This window comes from Acinetobacter lwoffii (genome assembly GCF_024129855.1).
Classification (GTDB): Bacteria; Pseudomonadota; Gammaproteobacteria; order Pseudomonadales; family Moraxellaceae; genus Acinetobacter; species Acinetobacter lwoffii_L.
Genome location: NZ_JAMXXC010000033.1, coordinates 1 through 20,948, shown reverse-complemented (window position 1 = coordinate 20,948; position 20,948 = coordinate 1). Strand labels below are relative to the sequence as shown.

Annotated in this window: 21 protein-coding genes and 3 pseudogenes; 14 read left to right on the top strand and 10 right to left on the bottom strand. The window is 39.0% G+C overall.

Annotation, left to right across the window (positions count from 1 at the left end):
- Positions 1-314: 314 nt before the first annotated feature.
- From NI465_RS15180 to NI465_RS15170, 3 genes are all read right to left on the bottom strand, one after another.
- The gene (locus NI465_RS15180) at positions 315-599 is read right to left on the bottom strand and encodes a putative quinol monooxygenase (RefSeq protein ID WP_171265313.1); all 285 of its coding nucleotides are present in this window, start codon (positions 597-599) and stop codon (positions 315-317) included.
- Between the two features lie 19 nt (positions 600-618).
- Complete coding sequence (locus NI465_RS15175; RefSeq protein WP_171265324.1) at positions 619-1,617, bottom strand: zinc-binding alcohol dehydrogenase family protein; 999 nt, start codon at positions 1,615-1,617, stop codon at positions 619-621.
- A gap of 74 nt (positions 1,618-1,691) precedes the next feature.
- On the bottom strand, positions 1,692-2,432 hold the full coding sequence (locus tag NI465_RS15170; RefSeq protein ID WP_002050925.1) for an SDR family oxidoreductase: 741 nt from the start codon (positions 2,430-2,432) through the stop codon (positions 1,692-1,694).
- Between the two features lie 135 nt (positions 2,433-2,567).
- Here NI465_RS15170 and NI465_RS15165 point away from each other — a divergent pair, with 135 nt between their 5' ends.
- Complete coding sequence (locus NI465_RS15165) at positions 2,568-3,467, top strand: LysR family transcriptional regulator (RefSeq protein WP_025467887.1); 900 nt, start codon at positions 2,568-2,570, stop codon at positions 3,465-3,467.
- 14 nt (positions 3,468-3,481) lie between these two features.
- On the opposite strand, the gene NI465_RS15160 is transcribed toward NI465_RS15165, so the two are convergent.
- Together NI465_RS15160 and NI465_RS15155 are read right to left on the bottom strand one after the other, a co-directional pair.
- Positions 3,482-4,498, bottom strand: coding sequence for a zinc-dependent alcohol dehydrogenase family protein (locus NI465_RS15160; protein ID WP_005105870.1), 1,017 nt, complete (start codon positions 4,496-4,498; stop codon positions 3,482-3,484).
- On the bottom strand, positions 4,488-5,483 hold the full coding sequence (locus tag NI465_RS15155; protein WP_005105871.1) for a zinc-dependent alcohol dehydrogenase family protein: 996 nt from the start codon (positions 5,481-5,483) through the stop codon (positions 4,488-4,490). Before NI465_RS15155 ends, NI465_RS15160 begins: the two co-directional genes overlap by 11 nt.
- 467 nt (positions 5,484-5,950) lie before the next feature.
- Between NI465_RS15155 and NI465_RS15150 the strand changes: the two genes are divergently transcribed.
- The 4 genes from NI465_RS15150 to NI465_RS15135 all read left to right on the top strand — a co-directional run bounded on the left by NI465_RS15150 (position 5,951) and on the right by NI465_RS15135 (position 9,055).
- Positions 5,951-6,226, top strand: coding sequence for a metal/formaldehyde-sensitive transcriptional repressor (locus NI465_RS15150; RefSeq protein WP_005105873.1), 276 nt, complete (start codon positions 5,951-5,953; stop codon positions 6,224-6,226).
- Between the two features lie 21 nt (positions 6,227-6,247).
- The gene (locus tag NI465_RS15145; RefSeq protein WP_000842149.1) at positions 6,248-7,360 is read left to right on the top strand and encodes an S-(hydroxymethyl)glutathione dehydrogenase/class III alcohol dehydrogenase; all 1,113 of its coding nucleotides are present in this window, start codon (positions 6,248-6,250) and stop codon (positions 7,358-7,360) included.
- Positions 7,361-7,588: 228 nt separating this feature from the next.
- Positions 7,589-8,419: an S-formylglutathione hydrolase gene (gene fghA, locus NI465_RS15140; protein WP_005400053.1), complete on the top strand. Its 831-nt coding sequence runs from the start codon at positions 7,589-7,591 to the stop codon at positions 8,417-8,419.
- Between the two features lie 333 nt (positions 8,420-8,752).
- Positions 8,753-9,055, top strand: a complete 303-nt coding sequence (locus NI465_RS15135; RefSeq protein ID WP_000920558.1) for a putative quinol monooxygenase — start codon at positions 8,753-8,755, stop codon at positions 9,053-9,055.
- A gap of 85 nt (positions 9,056-9,140) precedes the next feature.
- On the opposite strand, the pseudogene NI465_RS15130 reads toward NI465_RS15135, so the two are convergent.
- Positions 9,141-9,475 (bottom strand): annotated as a pseudogene (locus tag NI465_RS15130) (IS3 family transposase); the annotation flags it as partial.
- A gap of 184 nt (positions 9,476-9,659) precedes the next feature.
- Here NI465_RS15130 and NI465_RS15125 point away from each other — a divergent pair.
- The 3 genes from NI465_RS15125 (at position 9,660) to NI465_RS15115 (ending at position 12,896) form a co-directional block, all read left to right on the top strand.
- The gene (locus tag NI465_RS15125) at positions 9,660-10,817 is read left to right on the top strand and encodes an iron-containing alcohol dehydrogenase (protein ID WP_005400052.1); all 1,158 of its coding nucleotides are present in this window, start codon (positions 9,660-9,662) and stop codon (positions 10,815-10,817) included.
- A 75-nt stretch (positions 10,818-10,892) separates the two neighbouring features.
- The gene (locus NI465_RS15120) at positions 10,893-11,570 is read left to right on the top strand and encodes a type 1 glutamine amidotransferase domain-containing protein (protein ID WP_253145868.1); all 678 of its coding nucleotides are present in this window, start codon (positions 10,893-10,895) and stop codon (positions 11,568-11,570) included.
- 198 nt (positions 11,571-11,768) lie between these two features.
- Positions 11,769-12,896 (top strand): alkene reductase, encoded by a 1,128-nt coding sequence (locus NI465_RS15115; RefSeq protein WP_253139207.1) that lies wholly within the window; start codon positions 11,769-11,771, stop codon positions 12,894-12,896.
- Positions 12,897-12,979: 83 nt separating this feature from the next.
- On the opposite strand, the gene NI465_RS15110 is transcribed toward NI465_RS15115, so the two are convergent.
- Positions 12,980-13,210, bottom strand: a complete 231-nt coding sequence (locus NI465_RS15110; RefSeq protein WP_005400049.1) for a hypothetical protein — start codon at positions 13,208-13,210, stop codon at positions 12,980-12,982.
- Between the two features lie 106 nt (positions 13,211-13,316).
- On the bottom strand, positions 13,317-13,925 hold the full coding sequence (locus tag NI465_RS15105) for a TetR/AcrR family transcriptional regulator (protein WP_004733176.1): 609 nt from the start codon (positions 13,923-13,925) through the stop codon (positions 13,317-13,319).
- Between the two features lie 143 nt (positions 13,926-14,068).
- Here NI465_RS15105 and curA point away from each other — a divergent pair, with 143 nt between their 5' ends.
- Both curA and NI465_RS15095 read left to right on the top strand, forming a co-directional pair.
- Positions 14,069-15,088 carry an NADPH-dependent curcumin/dihydrocurcumin reductase gene (gene curA, locus NI465_RS15100; RefSeq protein ID WP_004733175.1) on the top strand — a complete coding sequence of 340 codons (1,020 nt, stop codon included), beginning with the start codon at positions 14,069-14,071 and terminating at the stop codon, positions 15,086-15,088.
- Positions 15,089-15,104: 16 nt separating this feature from the next.
- Entirely contained in the window at positions 15,105-15,743 is a 639-nt protein-coding gene (locus NI465_RS15095) for a glutathione S-transferase family protein (RefSeq protein WP_004281825.1), read from the top strand.
- A gap of 515 nt (positions 15,744-16,258) precedes the next feature.
- On the opposite strand, the gene NI465_RS15090 is transcribed toward NI465_RS15095, so the two are convergent.
- Positions 16,259-16,690, bottom strand: a complete 432-nt coding sequence (locus NI465_RS15090) for a PPC domain-containing protein (RefSeq protein ID WP_253102531.1) — start codon at positions 16,688-16,690, stop codon at positions 16,259-16,261.
- Positions 16,691-16,992: 302 nt separating this feature from the next.
- On the opposite strand from NI465_RS15090, the gene NI465_RS15085 reads away from it, so the two are divergent.
- From NI465_RS15085 to NI465_RS15075, 4 genes and pseudogenes are all read left to right on the top strand, one after another.
- Positions 16,993-18,198, top strand: coding sequence for a tyrosine-type recombinase/integrase (locus NI465_RS15085; protein ID WP_253145865.1), 1,206 nt, complete (start codon positions 16,993-16,995; stop codon positions 18,196-18,198).
- Between the two features lie 50 nt (positions 18,199-18,248).
- Positions 18,249-18,365, top strand: a pseudogene (locus NI465_RS15080) (transposase); the annotation flags it as partial.
- 9 nt (positions 18,366-18,374) lie between these two features.
- Positions 18,375-18,491, top strand: a pseudogene (locus tag NI465_RS16770) (putative oxygenase MesX); the annotation flags it as partial.
- Between the two features lie 188 nt (positions 18,492-18,679).
- Positions 18,680-20,071: a methylenetetrahydrofolate reductase C-terminal domain-containing protein gene (locus NI465_RS15075; protein ID WP_253145863.1), complete on the top strand. Its 1,392-nt coding sequence runs from the start codon at positions 18,680-18,682 to the stop codon at positions 20,069-20,071.
- On the opposite strand, the gene NI465_RS15070 is transcribed toward NI465_RS15075, so the two are convergent.
- A complete protein-coding gene (locus tag NI465_RS15070) occupies positions 20,068-20,736 on the bottom strand; it encodes an epoxyqueuosine reductase QueH (protein ID WP_004647714.1) in 669 nt (222 codons plus the stop codon). The two genes, NI465_RS15075 and NI465_RS15070, sit on opposite strands and share 4 nt — an antisense overlap.
- Positions 20,737-20,948: the final 212 nt, after the last annotated feature.

The window sequence follows — 20,948 nt, the reverse complement described above, 5'->3', positions numbered from 1 at the left end:
CAGCCCAAAGAATGATTTCACCTTGAAAGTGCCGACCGTGGAAGGGATTCATCTGCTGTATCTCGAAATAAATAAGATATTTAGCTTATCACGTCAGCCTATTTGCAACAGTGCCTAAATTTGCTGCCTCTAAACGATGACATTATTGTCAAAATGCAGGGTATGGGTGGCTCCCCTTAGGGGCATAATTTGTTGAATCCTAGGTTACTATTAAAAAATCAGAAAAAATAGGAGTTTAGAGCTCCCATTTTTTGTTAGCTTTCTAAGTCCCTATGTTAATTTGAAGAATACTTCATCATAACGTCCGAATACAGCTATATTTTTTTGATTTCTACAATATCACTTGATTCAATGAGCGATTGGATATTATCAAATAAACTTTGAATATAATCAGACGCTATATGGATATCTAAATCCTCCCTGCTACGCCATTCTTCTAAGAAAAAATATCTACTCGAGTCATTTTCGCTAATATAAAGCTCATATTTCAAGCATCCTTCTTCGTTAAGTGTAGGCTCTATTACACTTTTTAAAAGCGCTTCTAACGTCTCTTTTTGATCTGACTTTGCCTTAAAGTTCGCAATTATTGAAATAGTCATTATTTCACCTTTAATTTGTTTAGAAGTTTTCTAGTACAATTTTGCCTTTTGACTTGCCTGATTCAAGCAACTTATGCGCCTTCTCCAAGTTTGCAGCGTTAATTTTGCCTAGATTTTGGTTGAGGGTACTTCTAATTTTTTGCTGGTCAACTAATTGGGCAACCTGTTGCAATAGATTACCTTGCTTTTCAATATCATCGGTTTCATACATTGAACGAGTGAACATTAACTCCCAATGGATAGAAATAGATTTAGTCTTAAACGGCATAATATCAAATGTTTGTGGATCATCGATCAATCCAAGCTTGCCTTGTGGTGCAATCAGAGAAACTATTTGCTGGATATATGTTTCTGTATGATTTGTAGAGAATACGTATTTTGGTTTTGCAATGCCTAGTGTCTCGATTTGTGCATTTAAATCTTTGCTATGATCAATGACATGGTCGGCACCAAGTGATTCCACCCAAGATTTCGTTTCTTCACGTGAAGCTGTTGCTATAACGGTCAGATTTGTTTTTGCTTTTAGGAGTTGGATAGCAATTGATCCTACACCGCCTGCACCACCAATAATCAGAATACTGCCAACATCTGTTTCTGAAATTTGAAACCGATCAAACAGCATTTCCCATGCCGTGATAGCAGTTAATGGCAATGCTGCTGCTTCTGCATTAGATACTGTAATTGGTTTAAGACTGATAATTCGTTCATCGACTGCTTGAAACTCAGCATTACTACCATCTCGGGTTAAATCGCCAGCATACCAAACAGACTCTCCTACTTTAAACGAGGTAACTTTTGGGCCAACTTCGATAATTTCCCCAACGGCATCCCAACCTAAAATACGATTATTTGCTTCAGACGAATTTTTTCTCACTTTGGTATCAACTGGATTCACAGAGATTGCCTGAACTTTTACCAGTACATCACGCTCCTTAAGTGTAGGCTTCGCTTTTTCAATATCTACCAATGAATTTTTAAAATCATCATGATTATTTATAACATACGATACGGCTTTCATAGATTTGTCCACAACTTTAAAAAAAATAGAGTAAAAATGGAAGCGAAGTGCTCCCATTTTATGTTATTCAATAATTAAAACTCTTGGCTCGTTGGGCGCAAAACAATTTCATTAATATCTACATCCGCAGGCTGTTCAATTGCATAAGCAATTGCTCGAGCGACTGAGTCAGCTGGTATGGCTTGTCTGTAGAAATCAGTAACAAACTCTGAACTTTCTTTATGAGAAGAACCAAATTTTAGTTCTGACTCAACTGCACCAGGCTCAATAGTAGTCGTTCTAATTGTTCCCCCAACCTCATGACGAAGGCCTTCAGAGATGGCTCTTACAGCAAACTTAGTACCGCTATAAACAGTACCTCCCGGACTAAATACTTTTATCCCTGCAACAGATGCGAGATTAATAAAGTGTCCAAAGTTTTGTTTTTGGAAAACAGGTAGGGTAGCTGCTATACCATAAAGAACACCTTTAATATTAATGTCGATCATACGATCCCATTCATCAACTTTTAGCTCACTTAATGGTGCAATAGACATTAATCCAGCATTGTTTACCAATACATCGATTTGACCAAATGCGCTTAATGCCTTTTCAATAAGTGCTTGTACTTCATGTGGTTTGGTTATATCCATACCAATAAATTCAGCTTGACCACCTTCAGCACGAATGTCGTGAACAATAGCCTGTAATTTTTCAGTACGTCTAGCACCAAGTACAACCTTTGCACCTTTTTTAGCAAGTAAGCGAGCAGTAGCCTCACCTAAACCACTACTTGCACCAGTGATAACAATAACTTTATTTTCTATATTATTCATACAAGTAACCTTCAACCTATCTGTCAATCATATTTGATGGATTAAGTATTACAGCCTTGTTAGGTATAATAAATGAATAATATTATCTTTCAGAATTCCTATTTACGGAATAATTACCAGAACACAGGATTGGACATGCAGAACAAATTGGAAATGATGCGTATCTTTTGTGTCGCAGCAGAGTCTCGAAATTTTAAAGAGGCAGCAACTCAGCTGGGTATTTCCCCGCAGCTAGTGACACGGGCAATAAAAGAGCTAGAAGAGCAGCGCGGAGAGATTCTGTTCTACAGGAGTACTCGACAAATTAAAATTACCGCTGATGGTGAGCGTCTGGCAAAGCAAGCACGTTTTGCGGTGGGATCGATCGATGCTTTGTTTGTAAAAGACACCAAGGAAAAACGAGATGAAATGCGTGGGACTGTCCGTCTTACTGTGTCGTCTGTGTTAGGGCGCAAATTGGTAGTACCCGCACTAGCAGAATTTGCCACACGTTATCCAGATATTGTCGTGGATTGTGTGCTAACAGATTCACACTCGGATGTGATCGATGAGCGGATAGATATCGGGATCAGATTTGGATTTTTGCCGGACAATCGATATGTGGCAAGGGAATTGGCTAAAGTGAACTTTTATTCTGTGGGTACGCCAGAGTTAATTGATAAGGTTGGAATGCCTAAAAAAATTATTGATCTTGATAAATACCCTCTAACAGCACTAGTCGATCATAAAACAGGGCGTTACTGGCCATGGACATTCACCGAAAGTCGAAGCTTTACGCCATCAAATCCCCGTTTTATTACAGATGATCTTGAAGCTGAATTTCAAGCTATTCTCGCTGGAGTCGGATTCGGACACATGCCTGGATTTCTAGTTTTGCCGTGGCTTAGGAGTGGTAAGCTCATTCAGATACTTCATGAGGAAACCTCTCCCGTTTGGCGCCTGTATTTATATCGTCCACAGCGGGGCCCGACACCTTTGCGAATCCGAGCATTGTTTGATTACTTAGCGGAAGTGCTGGGCCGTATAGAAACCTGAATCAGATAAGACCATCACGTATCTAGAGTAACTACAATTTTTCCTATTTGCTGATTTGATTCAAGATAGCGCTGAGCGTCATGCATGTCCTCAAAGTTAAAGCAACGGTCGATCACTGGACGAAGATATCCTGCACCTATACTGCTAAGAATAAATCGTCTGGCTTGCTCCCTTAGAACAGGGTCATGCAGAACCTCAAGGAACAAAAAACCTCGCATGGTTAAGCTCTTGCGTAATGCAACTTTAAGCGGAAATGGTGTGATCTCAGGGCTAAGTGCACCATGCATAACCATCGTTCCTCCTACAGACATCGCTTTTGCAATCTGTTCAATATGAGGCCCTCCTACAGCATCGAAGGCGACATCAAGATGTTCTCCACCTAAACGTAATACAAGCGCCTCATACAAATCTGGTTCATCTTCAGTGGCTATAACATTTTTAACACCGAGATCCAGTAAACGTTGCTTTTTCTCTATCGTCTGTGTACTTGCAATGACCTTAGCTCCCGCTGCTTCAGCTATCTGTATCGCAGCTAGTCCTACGCTACTTGAAGCTGCTGTGATCAAGATCGTTTTTCCTTTCGAAACTCCACCAGCATGGATTACACCACCCCAAGCCGTCAAATACTGCATCCAGATTGAAGAAGCTTCTTCCCAGCTTAAACTATCGGGTTTGTGAACTAAAAAAGTTTCTGGAATCAGGAGCTTGTCCGCATATGTCCCATATTTGGCTAGATTGTCAGTCGGAAGAATCGATACTGCATCTCCTGGAGAAAATTGGCGTACACCTTCACCTATCGCAAGAACTATGCCTGCTCCCTCATATCCCAGACGAGAAGGAAATACTGCCTTTTGAATATAAGTACCACGCCGAAACATTACATCAGCCCGGTTGAGTCCGATCGTTTTCATCTGGATTAGAACTTCTCCTGCGGCTGGTAAAGCAACAGGAAGTGTTTCTAATGTCAGAACGTCTGTATCTCCAATACTATTGAAGCGCCAAGTCTTGGCCTGAAGTGCGTTAAATGACATCAATCACGACCTTAATATTGGCAGAGCGATCTTGAACAGCATCATGAGCCTCAATCGCTTGGTCTAGAGTAAAATGACGAGGATCAACAATAGGACGCAGTTTACCTTCCTCAACAAGACGAGTCGCGATCTTAAGGATATCACCATGATGAGCACGGCGATTGCCTGTTAACATCGGCATTAGGACGAATACGCCAGACACTGTGGCACACCGTAGAGATGAACTCGCTAAATTATGATTACCAAATGCAGCACAGCTGGTAATGTGGCCATAGTGAGTTGTCATGGAAAGTGAAGCTTCGAGTACTGGACCACCCACAGTGTCGTAAACAATGTTAAAACCTTGACCCTCAGGGCTTGCAGCAATAATGTCATCGGAAGATGCTGTTGTGTAATCGAGAGGTGTTGCACCGAGTTCTGAAATCAGTGATTGATCAGCTGTACGACCAGTCGCCCAAACATTTGCATCAAGTGATTTTGCAAGCTGAACAACCATATAACCAACGCCACCAGCACCACCCTGAACCAGTACAGTTTGCCCTGGTTGGACCTTCGCGTTATCCACTAAACCTTCCCAAGCGGTGAGGAACGTCAATGGTAGTACTGCTGCCTCGCGCATAGAGATATTCCGTGGCTTTAATGCGATCAGATCAGCATCTACGACAACATATTCTGCTAAAGATCCTTGAAGACCACGAACGCCACCAATCAGACCGTAAACTTCATCCCCGACGTTGAAGTCGGTGACACCTTCACCAACAGCAGTTACAACCCCAGCCATATCTGTTCCCAACACGGCAGGAAGCTCTGGCATAGCATATGGTGCTTCACCAAGACGAATTTTATAATCAATAGGGTTTACACCACTAGCATGAATACGTACCAGAACTTGCCCAGCCTCAGGGTGAGGTATAGGGAGTTCTACACGTGTAAATTCATGATCACCAAAATTTTCTAAGATAAGAGCATTCATCATCTTATTCATAATTGTTCCTTATTTTTAACTGGGGGATGATGTGCACAGTACCAAAGTAAATTAATCCAATAAATGATATTTATAGGATTTAATAATTCCTAAATAATGAATAATAAATATCATCCGCTCACTAAAAATATTCTAGTACAGTCTGTAAAGGCAGTTTAATCTAAACTGTCGGTAGTATTTTCAAGGCTTGAAACGTTCAAAATATCTACAAAGTAGCTAAAATTTGAAACATAATTCTAAAAGGTCACAGCATTACAAAGAACATGAGACAAAATAAAAAATGGGAGCTAAAAGTCCCATTTTTTTTGTGACTTTCGCATAAGCTCTATGATGTTAATTTAAAAAAACTAAAAACAGGGATAGAAAATTTTCGCTAAAGATCTTTTTAATTTTCGATTTATAAAAAATATTGCTTTTTTTATACTATGGGGTACTATAGTATAAATGCTAGCAAATAAGGAGGTCTGATGCCTAATCAGGTTGACGACAAAAAAAAGATTCTTCTACGCGTCAGAAAGATCAAAGGTCAGACGCAAGCGATTGAAAAAGCGTTAGAAGATAATGTGGAATGTGGTGCAATTCTGCAACAAATATGCTCTGTGCGTGGTGCTATTAATGGTTTAATGAATGAAATGTTGGAGGTTCATTTAAAGGACACATTAGTATCAGGTGAAACCACAGAACAACAACGAAAAGAAGAATTGGCTGAAATCGCCAAGATTCTAAAATCATATTTAAAGTAGATCTGTATAAGGAATTATTCCATGAAGTCACGTGCTGCCGTTGCGTTTGGTCCTGGTCAACCTCTTCAAATTGTTGAAGTTGATGTTGCACCACCGAAGAAAGGTGAAGTATTAATTAAGATCTCCCATACCGGTGTGTGTCATACAGACGCATTTACTTTATCTGGCGATGATCCTGAAGGTGTTTTTCCCGCTATTCTCGGGCATGAAGGTGCTGGTGTTGTAGTTGAGGTTGGTGAAGGCGTGACTAGCGTCAAACCAGGTGATCATGTTATTCCACTTTACACTGCTGAATGTGGCGAGTGCGTATTCTGTAAATCTGGAAAATCGAACTTGTGTATTTCTGTTCGCGAAACTCAAGGTAGAGGCGTAATGCCAGATGGTACCACTCGTTTTTCCTACAATGGTCAACCGATTTACCACTATATGGGCTGCTCAACGTTCAGTGAATACACTGTAGTGGCAGAAGTATCATTGGCTAAAATCAATCCTGAAGCCAATCACGAACATGTCTGCTTACTGGGTTGTGGTGTCACAACGGGTATCGGTGCAGTACACAACACGGCTAAAGTACAAGAAGGTGATAGTGTTGCGGTCTTTGGTTTAGGTGGTATTGGTTTGGCAGTCGTACAAGCCGCACGTCAAGCTAAAGCAGGACGTATTATTGTGGTTGACATGAATCCAGATAAATTTGCGCTGGCAAAAGAGTTTGGTGCAACGGACTTCTTGAACCCTAAAGATTACGATAAACCAATCCAGCAAGTCATTGTCGAAATGACTGGCTGGGGTGTAGATCATTCATTTGAATGTATTGGTAACGTGAATGTGATGCGTGCAGCTCTTGAAAGTGCACACCGTGGCTGGGGACAATCCGTAATTATTGGTGTAGCTGGCGCAGGTCAGGAAATCTCTACCCGTCCATTCCAACTGGTTACTGGTCGTAAATGGCTAGGTTCTGCCTTTGGTGGCGTAAAAGGTCGTACGCAACTTCCAGGAATGGTTGAAGATGCCATGAAAGGTAAAATTCAATTAGAACCATTTGTGACACATACGATGGGCTTGGATCAGATCAATGAAGCCTTTGATCTAATGCATGAAGGTAAGTCAATTCGTACTGTAATTCATTACGAATAATTCCGTCAGACCTTATAGTTTTCCATGCATGTGAATCATGAATGACATTCATGGAATCCTCTAAAACGGCACATTATCTGTAAAGCCGATCTATCTGTGTAGGCATCGTGTATAGGTTCAACAAACCTGCCTACATTTTAAATCTTAATCACTATTCTCTGTGGAGAATGTCAGACTCTTTGTTTACTCGATTTCTCATGAAGTCTTGCTCAACATAGGTAATTGATTATGGAAATAATTGAGAAACATGCTTCTTTTGGTGGATCGCAAGAAGTGTATCGCCATCAGTCAACAGCATTAAACTGTTCAATGAAATTCTCAATATATCTGCCACCTCATGACAAAGATGAGCGGTTGCCAGTTTTATATTGGTTATCAGGGCTGACTTGCAACGAACAGAACTTTATTACTAAAGCCGGAGCACAAAAGTATGCGGCTGAACATAAAGTCATTATTGTTGCAACAGATACCAGCCCACGTGGAGAGGATGTACCAGATCATGCAGATTATGATTTAGGCCAAGGCGCAGGATTCTATGTGAATGCAACACAAGCACCCTGGTCGCAGCATTTCAAAATGTATGATTATATTGTGGAAGAGCTCAGAAATCTGATTGACCTAAATTTTCCGACCAATCAAGTCCAAAGTATTATGGGTCATAGCATGGGTGGTCATGGTGCATTAGTAATTGGGTTAAAAAATCCTGAGCTGTATAAAAGTATTTCTGCTTTTGCACCAATTGTTGCACCTAGCCAAGTACCTTGGGGGAAAAAGGCTTTTACACACTATCTAGGTGAAACCGAAACTTTATGGAAAAGCTATGATGCGATTGAATTAATCAAAAACGCTGAAGTTCATTTACCTATTTTAGTCGATCAGGGAACAGCTGATGATTTTCTTGAAGAACAGTTAAGGCCTAAGCTTCTTAGTGATATTTGTTTGGAACAAGAATATCCTCTTACACTTAACCTAAGAGAAGGGTATGACCATAGCTATTACTTCATTGCGAGCTTTATAGAGAAACATATAGAGTTCCACAGCAAATTCCTAGCTAAATAACTTTCATAGATATGAGGATGTACAATGTTGTTCTTGAGTGCTTCTTGAGCAATATAATTTCCAGATGAAGAGGTCAGGTTATAAATCTAAGGTAGAGTCAATTGATCCTTATATAACTAAGATTGAATTTAATCATCTCATATCTTAATTTTTTGATTCAAATGTTATTGATATTAACTTGAATAAATTCATAGCATTATGTCGAAATAAAAACCTAAATTTTGGCTCAGCTATGGGATGTTTTTTAACTTTTATACAACAAAACTTTCTGACATGCATACATTAGCAATGACAGAATCAGTTTGAATTTTAATCAATTGTGGAGTTTTAGTCATGCTTAAAACAGCTTTATATGTCCGTCTTGAAGCTAAACCGGGTAAAGAAGACGAAGTGGAAGCTTTCCTTAAAGCCGGTTTACCTATTGTAATGGAAGAACCTGCGACAGTTGCGTGGTTTGGCTTACGTCTTGGACCTACAACATTTGGTATTTTTGATGCATTTCCTGATGAGGCGGGTCGCCAAGCGCATTTATCTGGCAAGGTTGCAGCTGCGTTGATGGCTCAGGCCGAAGAGCTATTTTCAGAGCCACCGTCTATTGAAAAAGTAGATGTTTTGGCGAGTAAACTACCAGCTTAAACCGACGCTTAAATGTATGAGGGTGCTGCCTGAAATTTTGAATGAAAGGCAGCACTTTAACGCTTTGAGGTTTGTCAGAGGCTTTTTATTCAAGTTGGGCTACTTTATTTATTGGCTTAATCCCATCATTTAAATGGGTCAATATCCAAAACAGGGCAGGGTAAATATACGAATGCAACTATTTACATGCTTTATATTGAACCAATCTATCTAATTTACTGTCGCATTTGTACATCTGCTAAACCCTGCCAATCTGCTTTTAAAATATTCAATCATTGCTATTTTGTATGAGCCATTCACTGTTTTAGCCAATGCGTTCACGACCATGTCAATAGTCATACATGTTGATACTTTCCATCCAACAATCGCTCGTGAAAATACATCAATAATAAAAGTGGTATAGAACAAGCCTGAATGTGTTTAACCATCACTCAAGTCGCAAGATGAAATAATTTTTTTATAAAAATAGACGACTGGTCTATTTTTATGTATAGTTAGCACATGGTGCAGTCAAAAGCCGCAGTGTTGTCCAATTTTTTAAAGTTTATTTGATGAATAACGGTGGTTTTTCAAATCAATTAGCTGATCATCCTAGGATAAAAATATGCTGAATTTTAACTTTTATAATCCGACCCGCATTATTTTTGGTGGCGATACAATAGCTAAAATCAATGACTATGTGCCTACAGAAGCAAAAGTATTAATGTTGTTTGGTGGTGAAAGTGCACGTAAGAATGGTACTTTAGCTGAGGTGCGTGAAGCATTAGGTGCAAGAGAAATTCATGAATTTGGCGGAATTGAGCCGAATCCGAGTTATGAAACCCTCATGAAAGCTGTAGAGCTGATTCGTGAACAAAAGATTGATTTCTTGATGGCTGTCGGTGGTGGATCGGTAATTGATGGTACTAAATTTATTGCAGCAGCAGTCAATTATACAGGGGATACATGGGAGATTTTAGAAACCCATGGTACTAAAATTACTCAAGCTTTGCCTTTTGCGAGTGTACTCACCCTTCCGGCAACTGGTTCAGAAATGAATAGCGGTGGGGTAGTCACCAGAAAATCGACCCAAGCCAAATTGTCATTTAGCAGCCCCTATGTTTTTCCGCAATTTTCCGTACTGGATCCGAATAAAACTTTTAGCTTGCCGACGCGCCAATTAGCAAATGGCGTGGTCGATGCATTTGTTCATGTCATGGAACAGTACTTAACTTACCCTGTCAATGCACAAGTACAAGATCGTTTTGCCGAAGGTCTATTGCAAACTCTGATTGAGATTGGACCGAAAATCTTGGAAGATTCAGCAGATTATGACACGCGTGCGAATTTGATGTGGGCTGCTAGCATGGCACTGAATGGGCTAATTGGAGCTGGTGTACCACAAGATTGGTCAACCCATTTGATTGGACATGAGCTCACGGCTTTATATGGTATTGATCATGCTCGTACCTTGGCCATTGTGTTGCCGTCCAATCTACAAGTGCGTCGTCAAGAGAAGCGAGAAAAATTACTACAGTATGCAGCTCGTGTCTGGCAGATTATCGAAGGTGATGAAGAACAACGTATTGATACTGCTATTGCTCGTACTCGAGCCTTCTTTGAGCAACTTGGATTGCCGACTCGTCTTAGCGATTATGGACTGGGGGAGACAGATATTGAGATCATCATTACGCAACTTAAATCACATAATCTTACACAGCTAGGCGAACATAAAAATGTTTCATTAGAGATCAGTCGCCAAATTCTCGAGATGAGCATCTAAGCTAAATGCGCGTATCTGGCATGCTCTGACCCTGTAACAATGCTCCTCAATCATGAAAATTATCGAAGAAATAACATGAAAATTTTATTCGTTTTAACCTCACATGATCAACTTGGCAATACTGGTAAGAAAACAGGTTTCTGGCTAGAAGAACTTGCTGCACCGTATTACACCTTTATTGACTCTGGTGCTGAAGTTACGCTGGCGTCGCCTCAAGGTGGGCAGCCACCACTAGATCCGAAAAGTAATTTAGCCGATGCTCAAACTGAAACCACTCATCGTTTTGAAGCAGATCCAACTGCAATGCAAGCATTAACACAGACGCATAAACTTAGCGAAATTTCTGTAGCTGATTATGATGCAGTGTTTTATCCAGGCGGGCATGGCCCATTGTGGGATTTAGCAGAAGATCCGATTTCAATTTCTCTGATTGAACAGGCGATTCAGTCTGGCAAACCTGTTGCAGCAGTGTGTCATGCCCCGGGTGTTCTTCGTCATGTGAAAGCGAGTAATGGAGCGCCTTTAGTTAGCGGTAAATTAGTGACTGGTTTCACCAATACTGAAGAGGCCGCTGTAGGTTTGACTGAAATTGTACCATTTTTAGTCGAAGACATGCTTAAACAAAACGGTGGTCATTATTCTAAAGTGGATGATTGGCAAGTACATGTTCAAGTAGATGGCTTGCTGGTTACTGGACAAAATCCAGCATCTTCTGCTGCAACTGCCTCAGCATTACTTCAATTGTTGAAATAAAGAGTAGCTAGTGTCTGTTGTGGTGCTTACCAGTGAATAAACTTCTGACTCTGAGCAACTGGCGCAATAAGCAAAATAATCCTCACTTAATGGTGAAGGGCCTGAGTGAATAGCTTTCCTTTATTTATTTTTCTATATACAGGAAGGATGGGTATTTAATTTAGATCAATTAAGTCATGACGACTTGGATACAGTGAAATGAAAGACAGTAAACTTTTTCAAAATTTAAGCTTAGGCTCTTATGCTTTGCAAAACCGTATTGTATTGCCACCATTAACGCGGTCGCGTAGTACTCAGCCAGGGAATATTCCAAATGAACTGATGGCAACCTATTATCAACAGCGTGCCGGGGCAGGATTTATGGTCACCGAAGGTACGCAAATCGAGCCACGTGGTCAAGGCTATGCTTGGACTCCCGGTATTTACAGCCCTGAACAGATTGCTGGATGGCGTAAAGTGACGGAAGCAGTGCATGCTAAAGGAGGCATTATTTTTGCACAACTTTGGCATGTTGGGCGTGTTTCACATACATCTTTGCAACCCGATCATGCATCACCGGTCGCGCCTTCGGCTATTAAGGCTGATAGTAATGTTAAAGTCTTTATTGAGACCGGGCCCAATGCAGGTGCCTTGGCTGATCCTTCAATGCCACGTGCTTTAAGCAATGCAGAAGTTAAAGAATTAGTGCAACTCTATGCTCAAGCTGCACGCAATGCCTTGGCTGCTGGTTTTGATGGGGTTGAAATTCATTGTGCAAATGGTTATTTGGTAAATCAATTTATCTCTGCACATAGTAACCACCGTGAAGATGAATATGGTGGATCATTAAACAATCGTTTGCGTTTTTTACGTGAAGTAGTAGAGGCAGTTGCTGAGGTGGTTGGTGCAGATCGCTTAGGAGTGCGTTTTGCCCCGCTATTTGAAAGTACAGAGGAAGATCGTGTTTACATGGGGTTAGTTGAAGATGATCCACATGTGACCTATATTGAGGCCATAAAGATACTTGAAGAAGTTGGGATTGCCTATTTATCTATTGCAGAAGCTGATTGGGATAATGCACCAGAACTTCCTCATGATTTTCGTAAAGATGTCAGAGACACTTTCAGTGGTCGGATTATTTATGCAGGTCGATATACGGCAGAAAGAGGGACTCGAATTTTAGAGGCAGGGCTGGCCGATTTAATTGCATTTGGACGCCCATTTATTGCGAATCCAGATTTACCCGATCGCATCGCCAATGGTTGGCCATTGAATGCAGTAGATGCAAGTACTATGTATGGTGGGACGGAAAAAGGCTATATTGATTATCCAGCTTACGCAGATTAATCTCGACTAAGTGAGTTATTTTGCCAACCTTTGTGGTTGGCAAAATAAGAACTTAGGATTGCTGTTGCCAGCATAACTTCTTCTTAAAACAAATTCTTAAAATTTTTTAGCTGTGTAATGAGCCAACCTGCCAGTGGGAAAGAAATTAGTTGCGTTACTGGCACTAATACTATGACTTCAATCAACACCATCATCGGGAAACTTTGATGCTCAGTAATTGGCTTTAATAAAGTGAGTACCAGTAATAGTGTGGGATATAAGCCTAAATAACCAACTAAAATACGAGTCATGAGGCCTTTAGAAGGAGAATTCATTGTGCGCTATACTCATGGATTGTAAATTGATCTAATAGCAACACAATAATAGGTAATCATTGGACTGCTATCATGAATTATTAATTATGTAGTTGATATTTAATTTTTATGAATCTTCACTTTTTAATAGAAATTTAGTTGCTCTCAGAGCTTGATGTAATGGTGTTTTATCTTTTTGCAACTTACTCAGTAATGCTGCACCTAACCACATTTGGTAAAGTACTTGTGCCAAAGTAGAGGCCTCGGTATCTGCTTGGATAGACTGATCCTGTTTTCCCAAATCAATTAAACCAGCAATACGTTGGATTACATCATCAACGCCAGCGGACATAATCGAGCGCATATCTTCAGATAGATCGGCAACTTCTGCGGCAAGTTTCACAATTAAACAGCTATCCGCCCAACCACACTGTGTTTCAGGATCTTCTATCCATAAATTAAAATACTCAATCAGCTTTTGATAAGGGGATTTATCACAACGCCATACATCATTTAAACGGACTTGGTAATTGTCTACATAATGCTGTACCAATTCACATCCGAAAGCTTCCTTAGATTGGAAATAATGATAAAACGAGCCTTTAGGGATTTCACAGCTCTGTAAAATTTCCTGTAATCCTACGCCAGTAAAACCTTTATGCAAAATCAGGTCTGAACTGGTGTTAAGAATGTGTAAGCGCTTCGCTTCAGACTTTTTAATAGGAGTAGGCTTCATATTAATTATTTACTCTATTGTAAAAAATAGACCAGTCGTATTGTTTTTTATTATAACTCATCTACAATGGATGTAAAGAAATTTTAATCACAGTTTTTGATTGTGAAGAAAAATACTTTTAAATAAAACATGGAGTTATATGTGTGAAAACAGTTATTAATCAACGCATCGTTTTAGCTAAACGGCCAGTGGGTGAGCCAAAACACAGCGATTTTCGTATTGAACAAGTTGAGCTCAATGAACTTAAACAAGGCGAGATATTGTTAAAAACCATTTACTTGTCACTCGATCCTTATATGCGTGGTCGCATGAGCGATGCTCCTTCATATGCAGCACCGGTTGAAATTGGCGAAGTGATGGTCGGTGGAACAGTCAGTCAAGTGGTGGCCTCTAAAAACCCAAAATTCAAAGAAGGCGAGTGGGTTCTTTCCGGAAATGGCTGGCAGGGCTACGCAATTTCTAATGGGTCTGCCTGTCAAAGCTTAGGTATGCAACCTGAACATCCATCTTGGGCATTGGGTATTTTGGGAATGCCAGGATTTACTGCTTATATGGGGTTGTTGGACATTGGTCAGCCTAAAGCCGGTGAAACATTAGTCGTTGCAGCTGCAACGGGACCTGTTGGTGCTACGGTTGGACAAATTGGCAAACTTAAAGGTTGTCGCGTGGTTGGCGTCGCAGGTGGGCCTGAAAAATGCCGTTATGCAGTAGAAGAACTCGGCTTCGATGCTTGTATCAATCATCATGATGAAAATTTTGCAGAACAATTACAACAAGCAGCTCCCAACGGTATTGATATTTATTATGAGAATGTCGGGGGTAAAGTGTTTGATGCGGTATGGCCATTGCTTAACTCTGCGGCACGTGTACCGGTGTGTGGTGTGGTTTCCCAGTATAACGCTACCGAGCAAGCACAAGGGCCAGACCGTTTACCGGGCTTTATTTCCACCCTTTTAAAAAAGCGTATTCGCATGCAAGGCTTTATTATTTTTGATGATTATGGCAGTCAGTATCCGGAATTCTATCAGCAAATGTCTGAATGGTTGAAAGACGGAAAAATCAAATATAAAGAGCATATGGTGCAAGGTTTAGATAACACGATCAATGCTTTCAATGGTATGTTGAAAGGCGAAAACTTTGGCAAAGTGGTTGTAAAAATTTAAAAAAATAGGAATTATCATGATCACACTACATCATTTAGATCAATCACGTTCTTTTCGTATTTTGTGGTTACTTGAAGAAATCAAGCAGCCCTATGAGCTGAAACGCTATTATCGTGACTCAAGCACGCATTTGGCCCCTGACTCTTTAAAAACCATTCACCCTTTAGGGAAATCTCCAGTATTGGAATGGGATGGCAAAGTTATTGCAGAGTCAGGCGCAATCGTTGAGTTATTAATTCAGAAACTTGCGCCGCATTTAGCACCAGATATGGATGAATCTACCTATGTCGATTATCTACAGTGGATTCATTTCTCAGAAAGCTCTGCCATGCTGCCATTTTTGTTAAAAACGTTTAATACGATAGAAACCAAGCAGGGCACGAAGTTGGTATTTCTAGAAAATTATACTCAAGTTGAGTTCGATAAAGTATTTGGCCATTTAAATGAATATTTAAAAGATAAAGAATTTCTAGTGGCAGACCGTTTAACCGGTGCTGACTTCATGATGGGCTTTGGACTACATGCTTTAGTTTATCATATGGGACAAGGTGAAAATTATCCCCATATCCAACGTTACGTAGCAGGTTTAAGCCAACTACCTAGCTGGCAAGCCGCAGTACAAATTGAACAAAATGGTGTGAAAAGTCAAAAATAGCAAGATTGTTTTTTTAAGGCAATTGAGAAAAAGAATCATGATTGACAAGTACATCTGGTTATAAAATAAGCTGACACTTATTTAAAGTAAACGCCTAATGAATTTCATCGGGCGTTCTCTATTTTAAAGATAAGGAATTACCATTATTTAAGATAAGTTTCGCCTATTCTTTCACTACAAATTCCTATCAAAAGGGCTTGAATATCACGACGGTTACGTTGAAAGATATAATCAACTTTTGAAAGAAAAGTGACAAACGCACAGCAAGATTAAATTATTCCTCGGGGTATTAAACAAGTAATCTATATCATTTTACTAACATAAACACATCTGCGTAAAAATCACGCCCCGCTTAACTGGCAATAGTTTTTGAACCCTTGTATAAAAGCTTAAAAGAATCTAGCAAGTCTTTAGACTTCTTGCGTTAGTCAAAATTTAAATAGCATAAAGCTACATTTAATAAGGTTTTAGCCAATTCAAAAATTAGGTAAAACGATACTTTCGCAAGAGGTCTTTTATTTAATGTTAATACTCATCCAGTATTGAGGTTTTTTATCTTTTCTTGCCTGTGATCTAGGTTGTAATACTCTAATTTCATACTCACCTGAAGCAGGTAAAATATAAATACCCTTATCATCAAGCTCTGGAGAATATTCTCCAAGATTGATGGAGTCTTTTAATTGATTACCCCATAAGTAAGCTTCAACATTTCCTCCAGTCAACTTCACTTTTAACTTTTGCCCTTTTTTAGCATAAAATTTGTAGGAATCATACTTGTATCCATCTATCCTTCCGTAATAATTTGCAGGGTGAGCTTTTTTAGCAAACTTAACTACAATAGTCTTTCGTATATCATTGTTATCATTTGCAAGTACGACAGGGCTAACTATAGTTAAAGTTAGGGCTATCAAAGCGCCAGCTAGTAATTTCGTATTCGCTATTTCCATAATAAGGTTACCCTAATTCTTGTATCGCTCCTGACATAATAACATAACTAATAAGTAACCATGAATGATGGAGCAGAAATGTGAATAGTCATAACATGGGGTTGCACTTCAAATGCCAATTTAAGACTTGCAAAATCAATGGTTAATTAATTGGTTACTAGGGAATAACCAATCTAAATATAAATTTTATTTAACAATTACTTATAAAAATATGTGATGCGTATGATACGCATCATATGAATATCGCTTAAATTTGCTATAATTGAATTGAGCAGTGCCATTTGTGGTTAGGTTAAAAATTCATGAGTCTTACTGAAATTAAGGTACGTCAAGCTAAACCAAAGGAAAAAATCTATTTTCTGGCAGATGATGACGGCTTAAGTTTGAAGGTAGAACCAAACGGACGTAAATCTTGGAGTTACCGCTATTCACTTGCAGGGACAAATAAACGTCCTCGCATGAAGTTGGGTGAATATCCTGTAATGTCCTTGAAAGAGGCCAGATCAGTCCGGGATGAATATAAATTTAATAATTATGAAAATAAACCACTGCATAAAAAATACATCAAAACTTTTCAGGATATTTGTGAAGAGTGGTTAGAATTTAAAATTAAAAATTCCTTTGAAGATGAACCACGATGCGGTGTAATTCAGCTCGCAAAAAAATGTTTAGATCAGGATGTTTATCCAAATATTGGACTAATGCCATTTATTGAAGTTAAAAGATATGATCTAGTTAAGATTATTAAAAATATAGAATCTAGAAATGTAAAAGAACCTGTAAAGAAAGCCTATAGTTATTTAAATCAGATTTATGATTATGCGGTAGCGATGGGGTATTGCGAATATAATATTGCCCATGGTCTTCATAAAATATTAATCAATAATAAGATTAAAAAAAATTATCCGTATTTAAACTCAGATGAACTATCTAGCTTTTTAGCTAGATTAAAGCAGGTTAATACAGATCCTATTATTAAAAAAGCCCTGTTATTTAAATTATATACAGGCGTCCGTGGTGGAGAATTATTGCTTTGTGAACCACATCACTTCGATCTAGATAAAAAAATATGGAAAATACCAGCCTTACATATTAAACAATATAGAAGAAAGGTTATTTTAGGTCATGATATCCCTGATTTTTTTGTTCCACTATCTGATCAAGCACTTGAAGTTGTGAAATCAGCACTCGTTTGGTCTCATGGCGAAAAATATGTGTTTTCTAGCCCCCGAAATAATAATAAACCTATTCATTTTAATACCCTGAACTTGATTATCAGAAAAATGGAATATACTAAAAATGAATTAACTTCTCATGGGTTACGATCGACATTTAGTACCATATTAAATGAATCCGGTTTATTTCAATCAAATTGGATTGAAGCACAGCTATCTCATACTGATAAAAATAAAACCCGTGCAAGTTATAATCATGCAGAATATTTTAATCAGCGTATGGAAATGATGCAATGGTGGGGCGATTTTATTGATAGTTGTACTGTAAATTAATGGTTATGAAATCCAAGTTTTAATTAGAATAAGCTTTGTTGCACAAACCTATTCACCGCCATAAATCATTATCTAAAATTGCATCTCGTAGTAAAAGCTCAATGGGCCGGTTCTATGGCTATAAATTACATGTTGTGATGAATCAACTTAGAGAAATAGTCTGTTCACAATGATGATTTCTCTTAACTCGTAAAGTTTATGACGGTGTTGAACGTGTTCAATTAAATCTTAAGTAAGGTAAATGGACAGAAGAGAACTTCATTAAGCCGTATCAAAATATTCTTGAAAAATAGGCATTTCATTTCACATTAGAGCAAGAATCTCATGAGAAAGTTGCCTGATTGAATGTAGTGAATAGATTCATTGCATAATTGTTGACTAAAATTTTCTATATCAGCCTGATTAAGATTAATCGGGCTGATTCTGTTAGGTCGAATATAATAGCGACCTGCTTCAATCATTTTTATTTGAACTTTATTTTATGTCACAGCTTGCTTCCCATTTTAAGCACAATCAGTTTTGTATTTTGTTGGAATATTTAAGTTCTGCTAAGGGCATTGCTGTACCAATGTCTTTAGCAGAATTTCCATGTGCGATCACTTTGGCAGATCGAGTACATGCCGATAGTGATTTGGCACCACTTGAATGTGCGAAGACATTTCCTTCATCAGTGGAAAAAATCATCCATTATTCAGGGAAAGGTCGGGATATTACTGATTTTGAGATCTTCTTAAAATCAACTCAAGCTTCGGGACAGAAAAATTTACTGCTTCTTACAGGTGATAAGTTAAAAGGGCATACCAATGGTCAAGATGGAACGAATCGCACCCGATATTTAGAGTCTGTAAATGCGGTCATGGCCGCAAAGTGTTATGGTGGATTTCATATTGGTGTAGCTTTTAATCCCTTTAAATATGCTGAAGCTGAACGTGATGCACAATATTTAAAACTTCACAAAAAGATTAAAGCAGAAGCAGACTTTATCGTTACCCAGTTGGGTTACGATATGGAGGCTTTAAAACAAGCCAAGGCTTTTTTAAATCGTCATCAATACCCGCAAAATATACTTGCTTGTGTTATGCCACTTAGTTTGGCACGTGCCAATTTTATAGTGAAACATAAGGTCGCAGGAATTGTGATTACACCACACATGTTACGAGTGTTGGCTCAGGAAAAACAGGATGGACGAACTGAGAATGCTTATAAACGTTGTGCTATACAAATATTGATGTGTAAGTATTTGGGCTTTGCAGGTGTGCATCTTTCAGCATGCCATAAGCCTGAAGAGCAAAAGCTTTTAGAAAAATATATTGAACAATATCGACATTATGGTTTACAGGAACTCGAAGCACTCTGGAATGCACTGTGGCAAGTGGAGACTAAAAATGAACTCGTGCCAGAATTAGCTTATTATTCCCGCCAACCATCCTCTAGCCAGCTTATTAAATATCAGCAATTGCATTTCATGCACAAGGCTCTATTTGAGTCCAAAATTGCCAAAGGTGTGGGGCATTTTATTTTTAAAGCCTCACTCTGGGAAAATACTCCTGCAGAAAAAGCATTGTTAAAAACTGAATTTATCTCTAAGCAAGGGGTCGTGGGTTGTGAAAGTTGTGGTCAATGTAGGTTAGGAGATACTTTATATATTTGCCCTGAAACTTGTCCCAAAGGATTGGCGAATGGTCCTTGTGGTGGTACGACATTGGATCGCTGTGAGTTTGGAGATCGTGAATGCATTCATTCTGTGAAAGCCCGACTTGCCAAAGCCGTGGGACAGACTGACGTTCTAAAAGAAAAACTGATTCCAACTGTACCCATTGAAGTACGTGGAACCAGTTCCTGGAAAAATTGGTATCTGGCGACTGAAGCTTAGCTTTCATCATCCATGGCATTCGAATAAAATTTCACGCCCAATTTGATGCGATCACGACCTTGGCTCATACGCCAACGGTTGGTATCACGTAAGGAGTATACACAGCCACAATATTCTTGTTGGTAGAATTCTTCCTTCTTGCTGATTTCAAGCATACGAACAGCACCACCATTTTTACGCCAGTTGTAGTCCCAATAGGTGATACCTTCATAATGTGAAGCAGAACGATGCCCACAATCATTGATCTGCTTCATATCTTTCCAACGAGAAATACCCAATGAGCTACTAATTAGGCTGAAGCCATTTTCAGCTGCATAAAGGGCAGTCCGTTCAAAGCGCATATCAAAACACATGGTACAGCGAATACCTTTCTCTGGCTCATTTTCCATGCCTTTGGCACGTGCAAACCAATTGTCTGTATCGTAATCACAGTCAATAAAAGGAATATTATGTTTTTCTGCAAAGCGAATATTTTCTTCCTTACGGATTTCATATTCCTTGACAGGGTGAATATTGGGATTATAAAAAAAGATCGAAAAGTCGATGCCTGATTCAATTAGGGTTTCCATCACTTCACCCGAGCATGGTGCACAGCAGGAGTGAAGCAGAAGCTTGTCATGACCTGCTGGGAGAGTCAATTTCTGACGTTCAAGTTTGTTTGACATAGTTATATGGGTTTAAATCTAAACCCTATATTTTAACGATTTAATTAGATAGTAAAGATTTGATATACTGATATTTTCTAAGGTTAAGATGAAAGAAATTCACTAATTGAAATTTAATAAGAACGGCTTTGTTGCACAAACCTATCTGTAAAGGCTTTTTCAGCGATATAATTTTCAAATGAAGAAGCCTACACACAAAATCTACCGCACAA

Bases quoted from the DNA above. Each gene is read 5' to 3' on its own strand.
- NI465_RS15180 (WP_171265313.1), bottom strand. From the start codon at position 599: ATGACTATTTCAATAATTGCGAACTTTAAGGCAAAGTCAGATCAAAAA.
- NI465_RS15175 (WP_171265324.1), bottom strand. From the start codon at position 1,617: ATGAAAGCCGTATCGTATGTTATAAATAATCATGATGATTTTAAAAAT.
- NI465_RS15170 (WP_002050925.1), bottom strand. From the start codon at position 2,432: ATGAATAATATAGAAAATAAAGTTATTGTTATCACTGGTGCAAGTAGT.
- NI465_RS15165 (WP_025467887.1), top strand. From the start codon at position 2,568: ATGCAGAACAAATTGGAAATGATGCGTATCTTTTGTGTCGCAGCAGAG.
- NI465_RS15160 (WP_005105870.1), bottom strand. From the start codon at position 4,498: ATGTCATTTAACGCACTTCAGGCCAAGACTTGGCGCTTCAATAGTATT.
- NI465_RS15155 (WP_005105871.1), bottom strand. From the start codon at position 5,483: ATGAATAAGATGATGAATGCTCTTATCTTAGAAAATTTTGGTGATCAT.
- NI465_RS15150 (WP_005105873.1), top strand. From the start codon at position 5,951: ATGCCTAATCAGGTTGACGACAAAAAAAAGATTCTTCTACGCGTCAGA.
- NI465_RS15145 (WP_000842149.1), top strand. From the start codon at position 6,248: ATGAAGTCACGTGCTGCCGTTGCGTTTGGTCCTGGTCAACCTCTTCAA.
- fghA (WP_005400053.1), top strand. From the start codon at position 7,589: ATGGAAATAATTGAGAAACATGCTTCTTTTGGTGGATCGCAAGAAGTG.
- NI465_RS15135 (WP_000920558.1), top strand. From the start codon at position 8,753: ATGCTTAAAACAGCTTTATATGTCCGTCTTGAAGCTAAACCGGGTAAA.
- NI465_RS15125 (WP_005400052.1), top strand. From the start codon at position 9,660: ATGCTGAATTTTAACTTTTATAATCCGACCCGCATTATTTTTGGTGGC.
- NI465_RS15120 (WP_253145868.1), top strand. From the start codon at position 10,893: ATGAAAATTTTATTCGTTTTAACCTCACATGATCAACTTGGCAATACT.
- NI465_RS15115 (WP_253139207.1), top strand. From the start codon at position 11,769: ATGAAAGACAGTAAACTTTTTCAAAATTTAAGCTTAGGCTCTTATGCT.
- NI465_RS15110 (WP_005400049.1), bottom strand. From the start codon at position 13,210: ATGAATTCTCCTTCTAAAGGCCTCATGACTCGTATTTTAGTTGGTTAT.
- NI465_RS15105 (WP_004733176.1), bottom strand. From the start codon at position 13,925: ATGAAGCCTACTCCTATTAAAAAGTCTGAAGCGAAGCGCTTACACATT.
- NI465_RS15095 (WP_004281825.1), top strand. From the start codon at position 15,105: ATGATCACACTACATCATTTAGATCAATCACGTTCTTTTCGTATTTTG.
- NI465_RS15090 (WP_253102531.1), bottom strand. From the start codon at position 16,690: ATGGAAATAGCGAATACGAAATTACTAGCTGGCGCTTTGATAGCCCTA.
- NI465_RS15085 (WP_253145865.1), top strand. From the start codon at position 16,993: ATGAGTCTTACTGAAATTAAGGTACGTCAAGCTAAACCAAAGGAAAAA.
- NI465_RS15075 (WP_253145863.1), top strand. From the start codon at position 18,680: ATGTCACAGCTTGCTTCCCATTTTAAGCACAATCAGTTTTGTATTTTG.
- NI465_RS15070 (WP_004647714.1), bottom strand. From the start codon at position 20,736: ATGTCAAACAAACTTGAACGTCAGAAATTGACTCTCCCAGCAGGTCAT.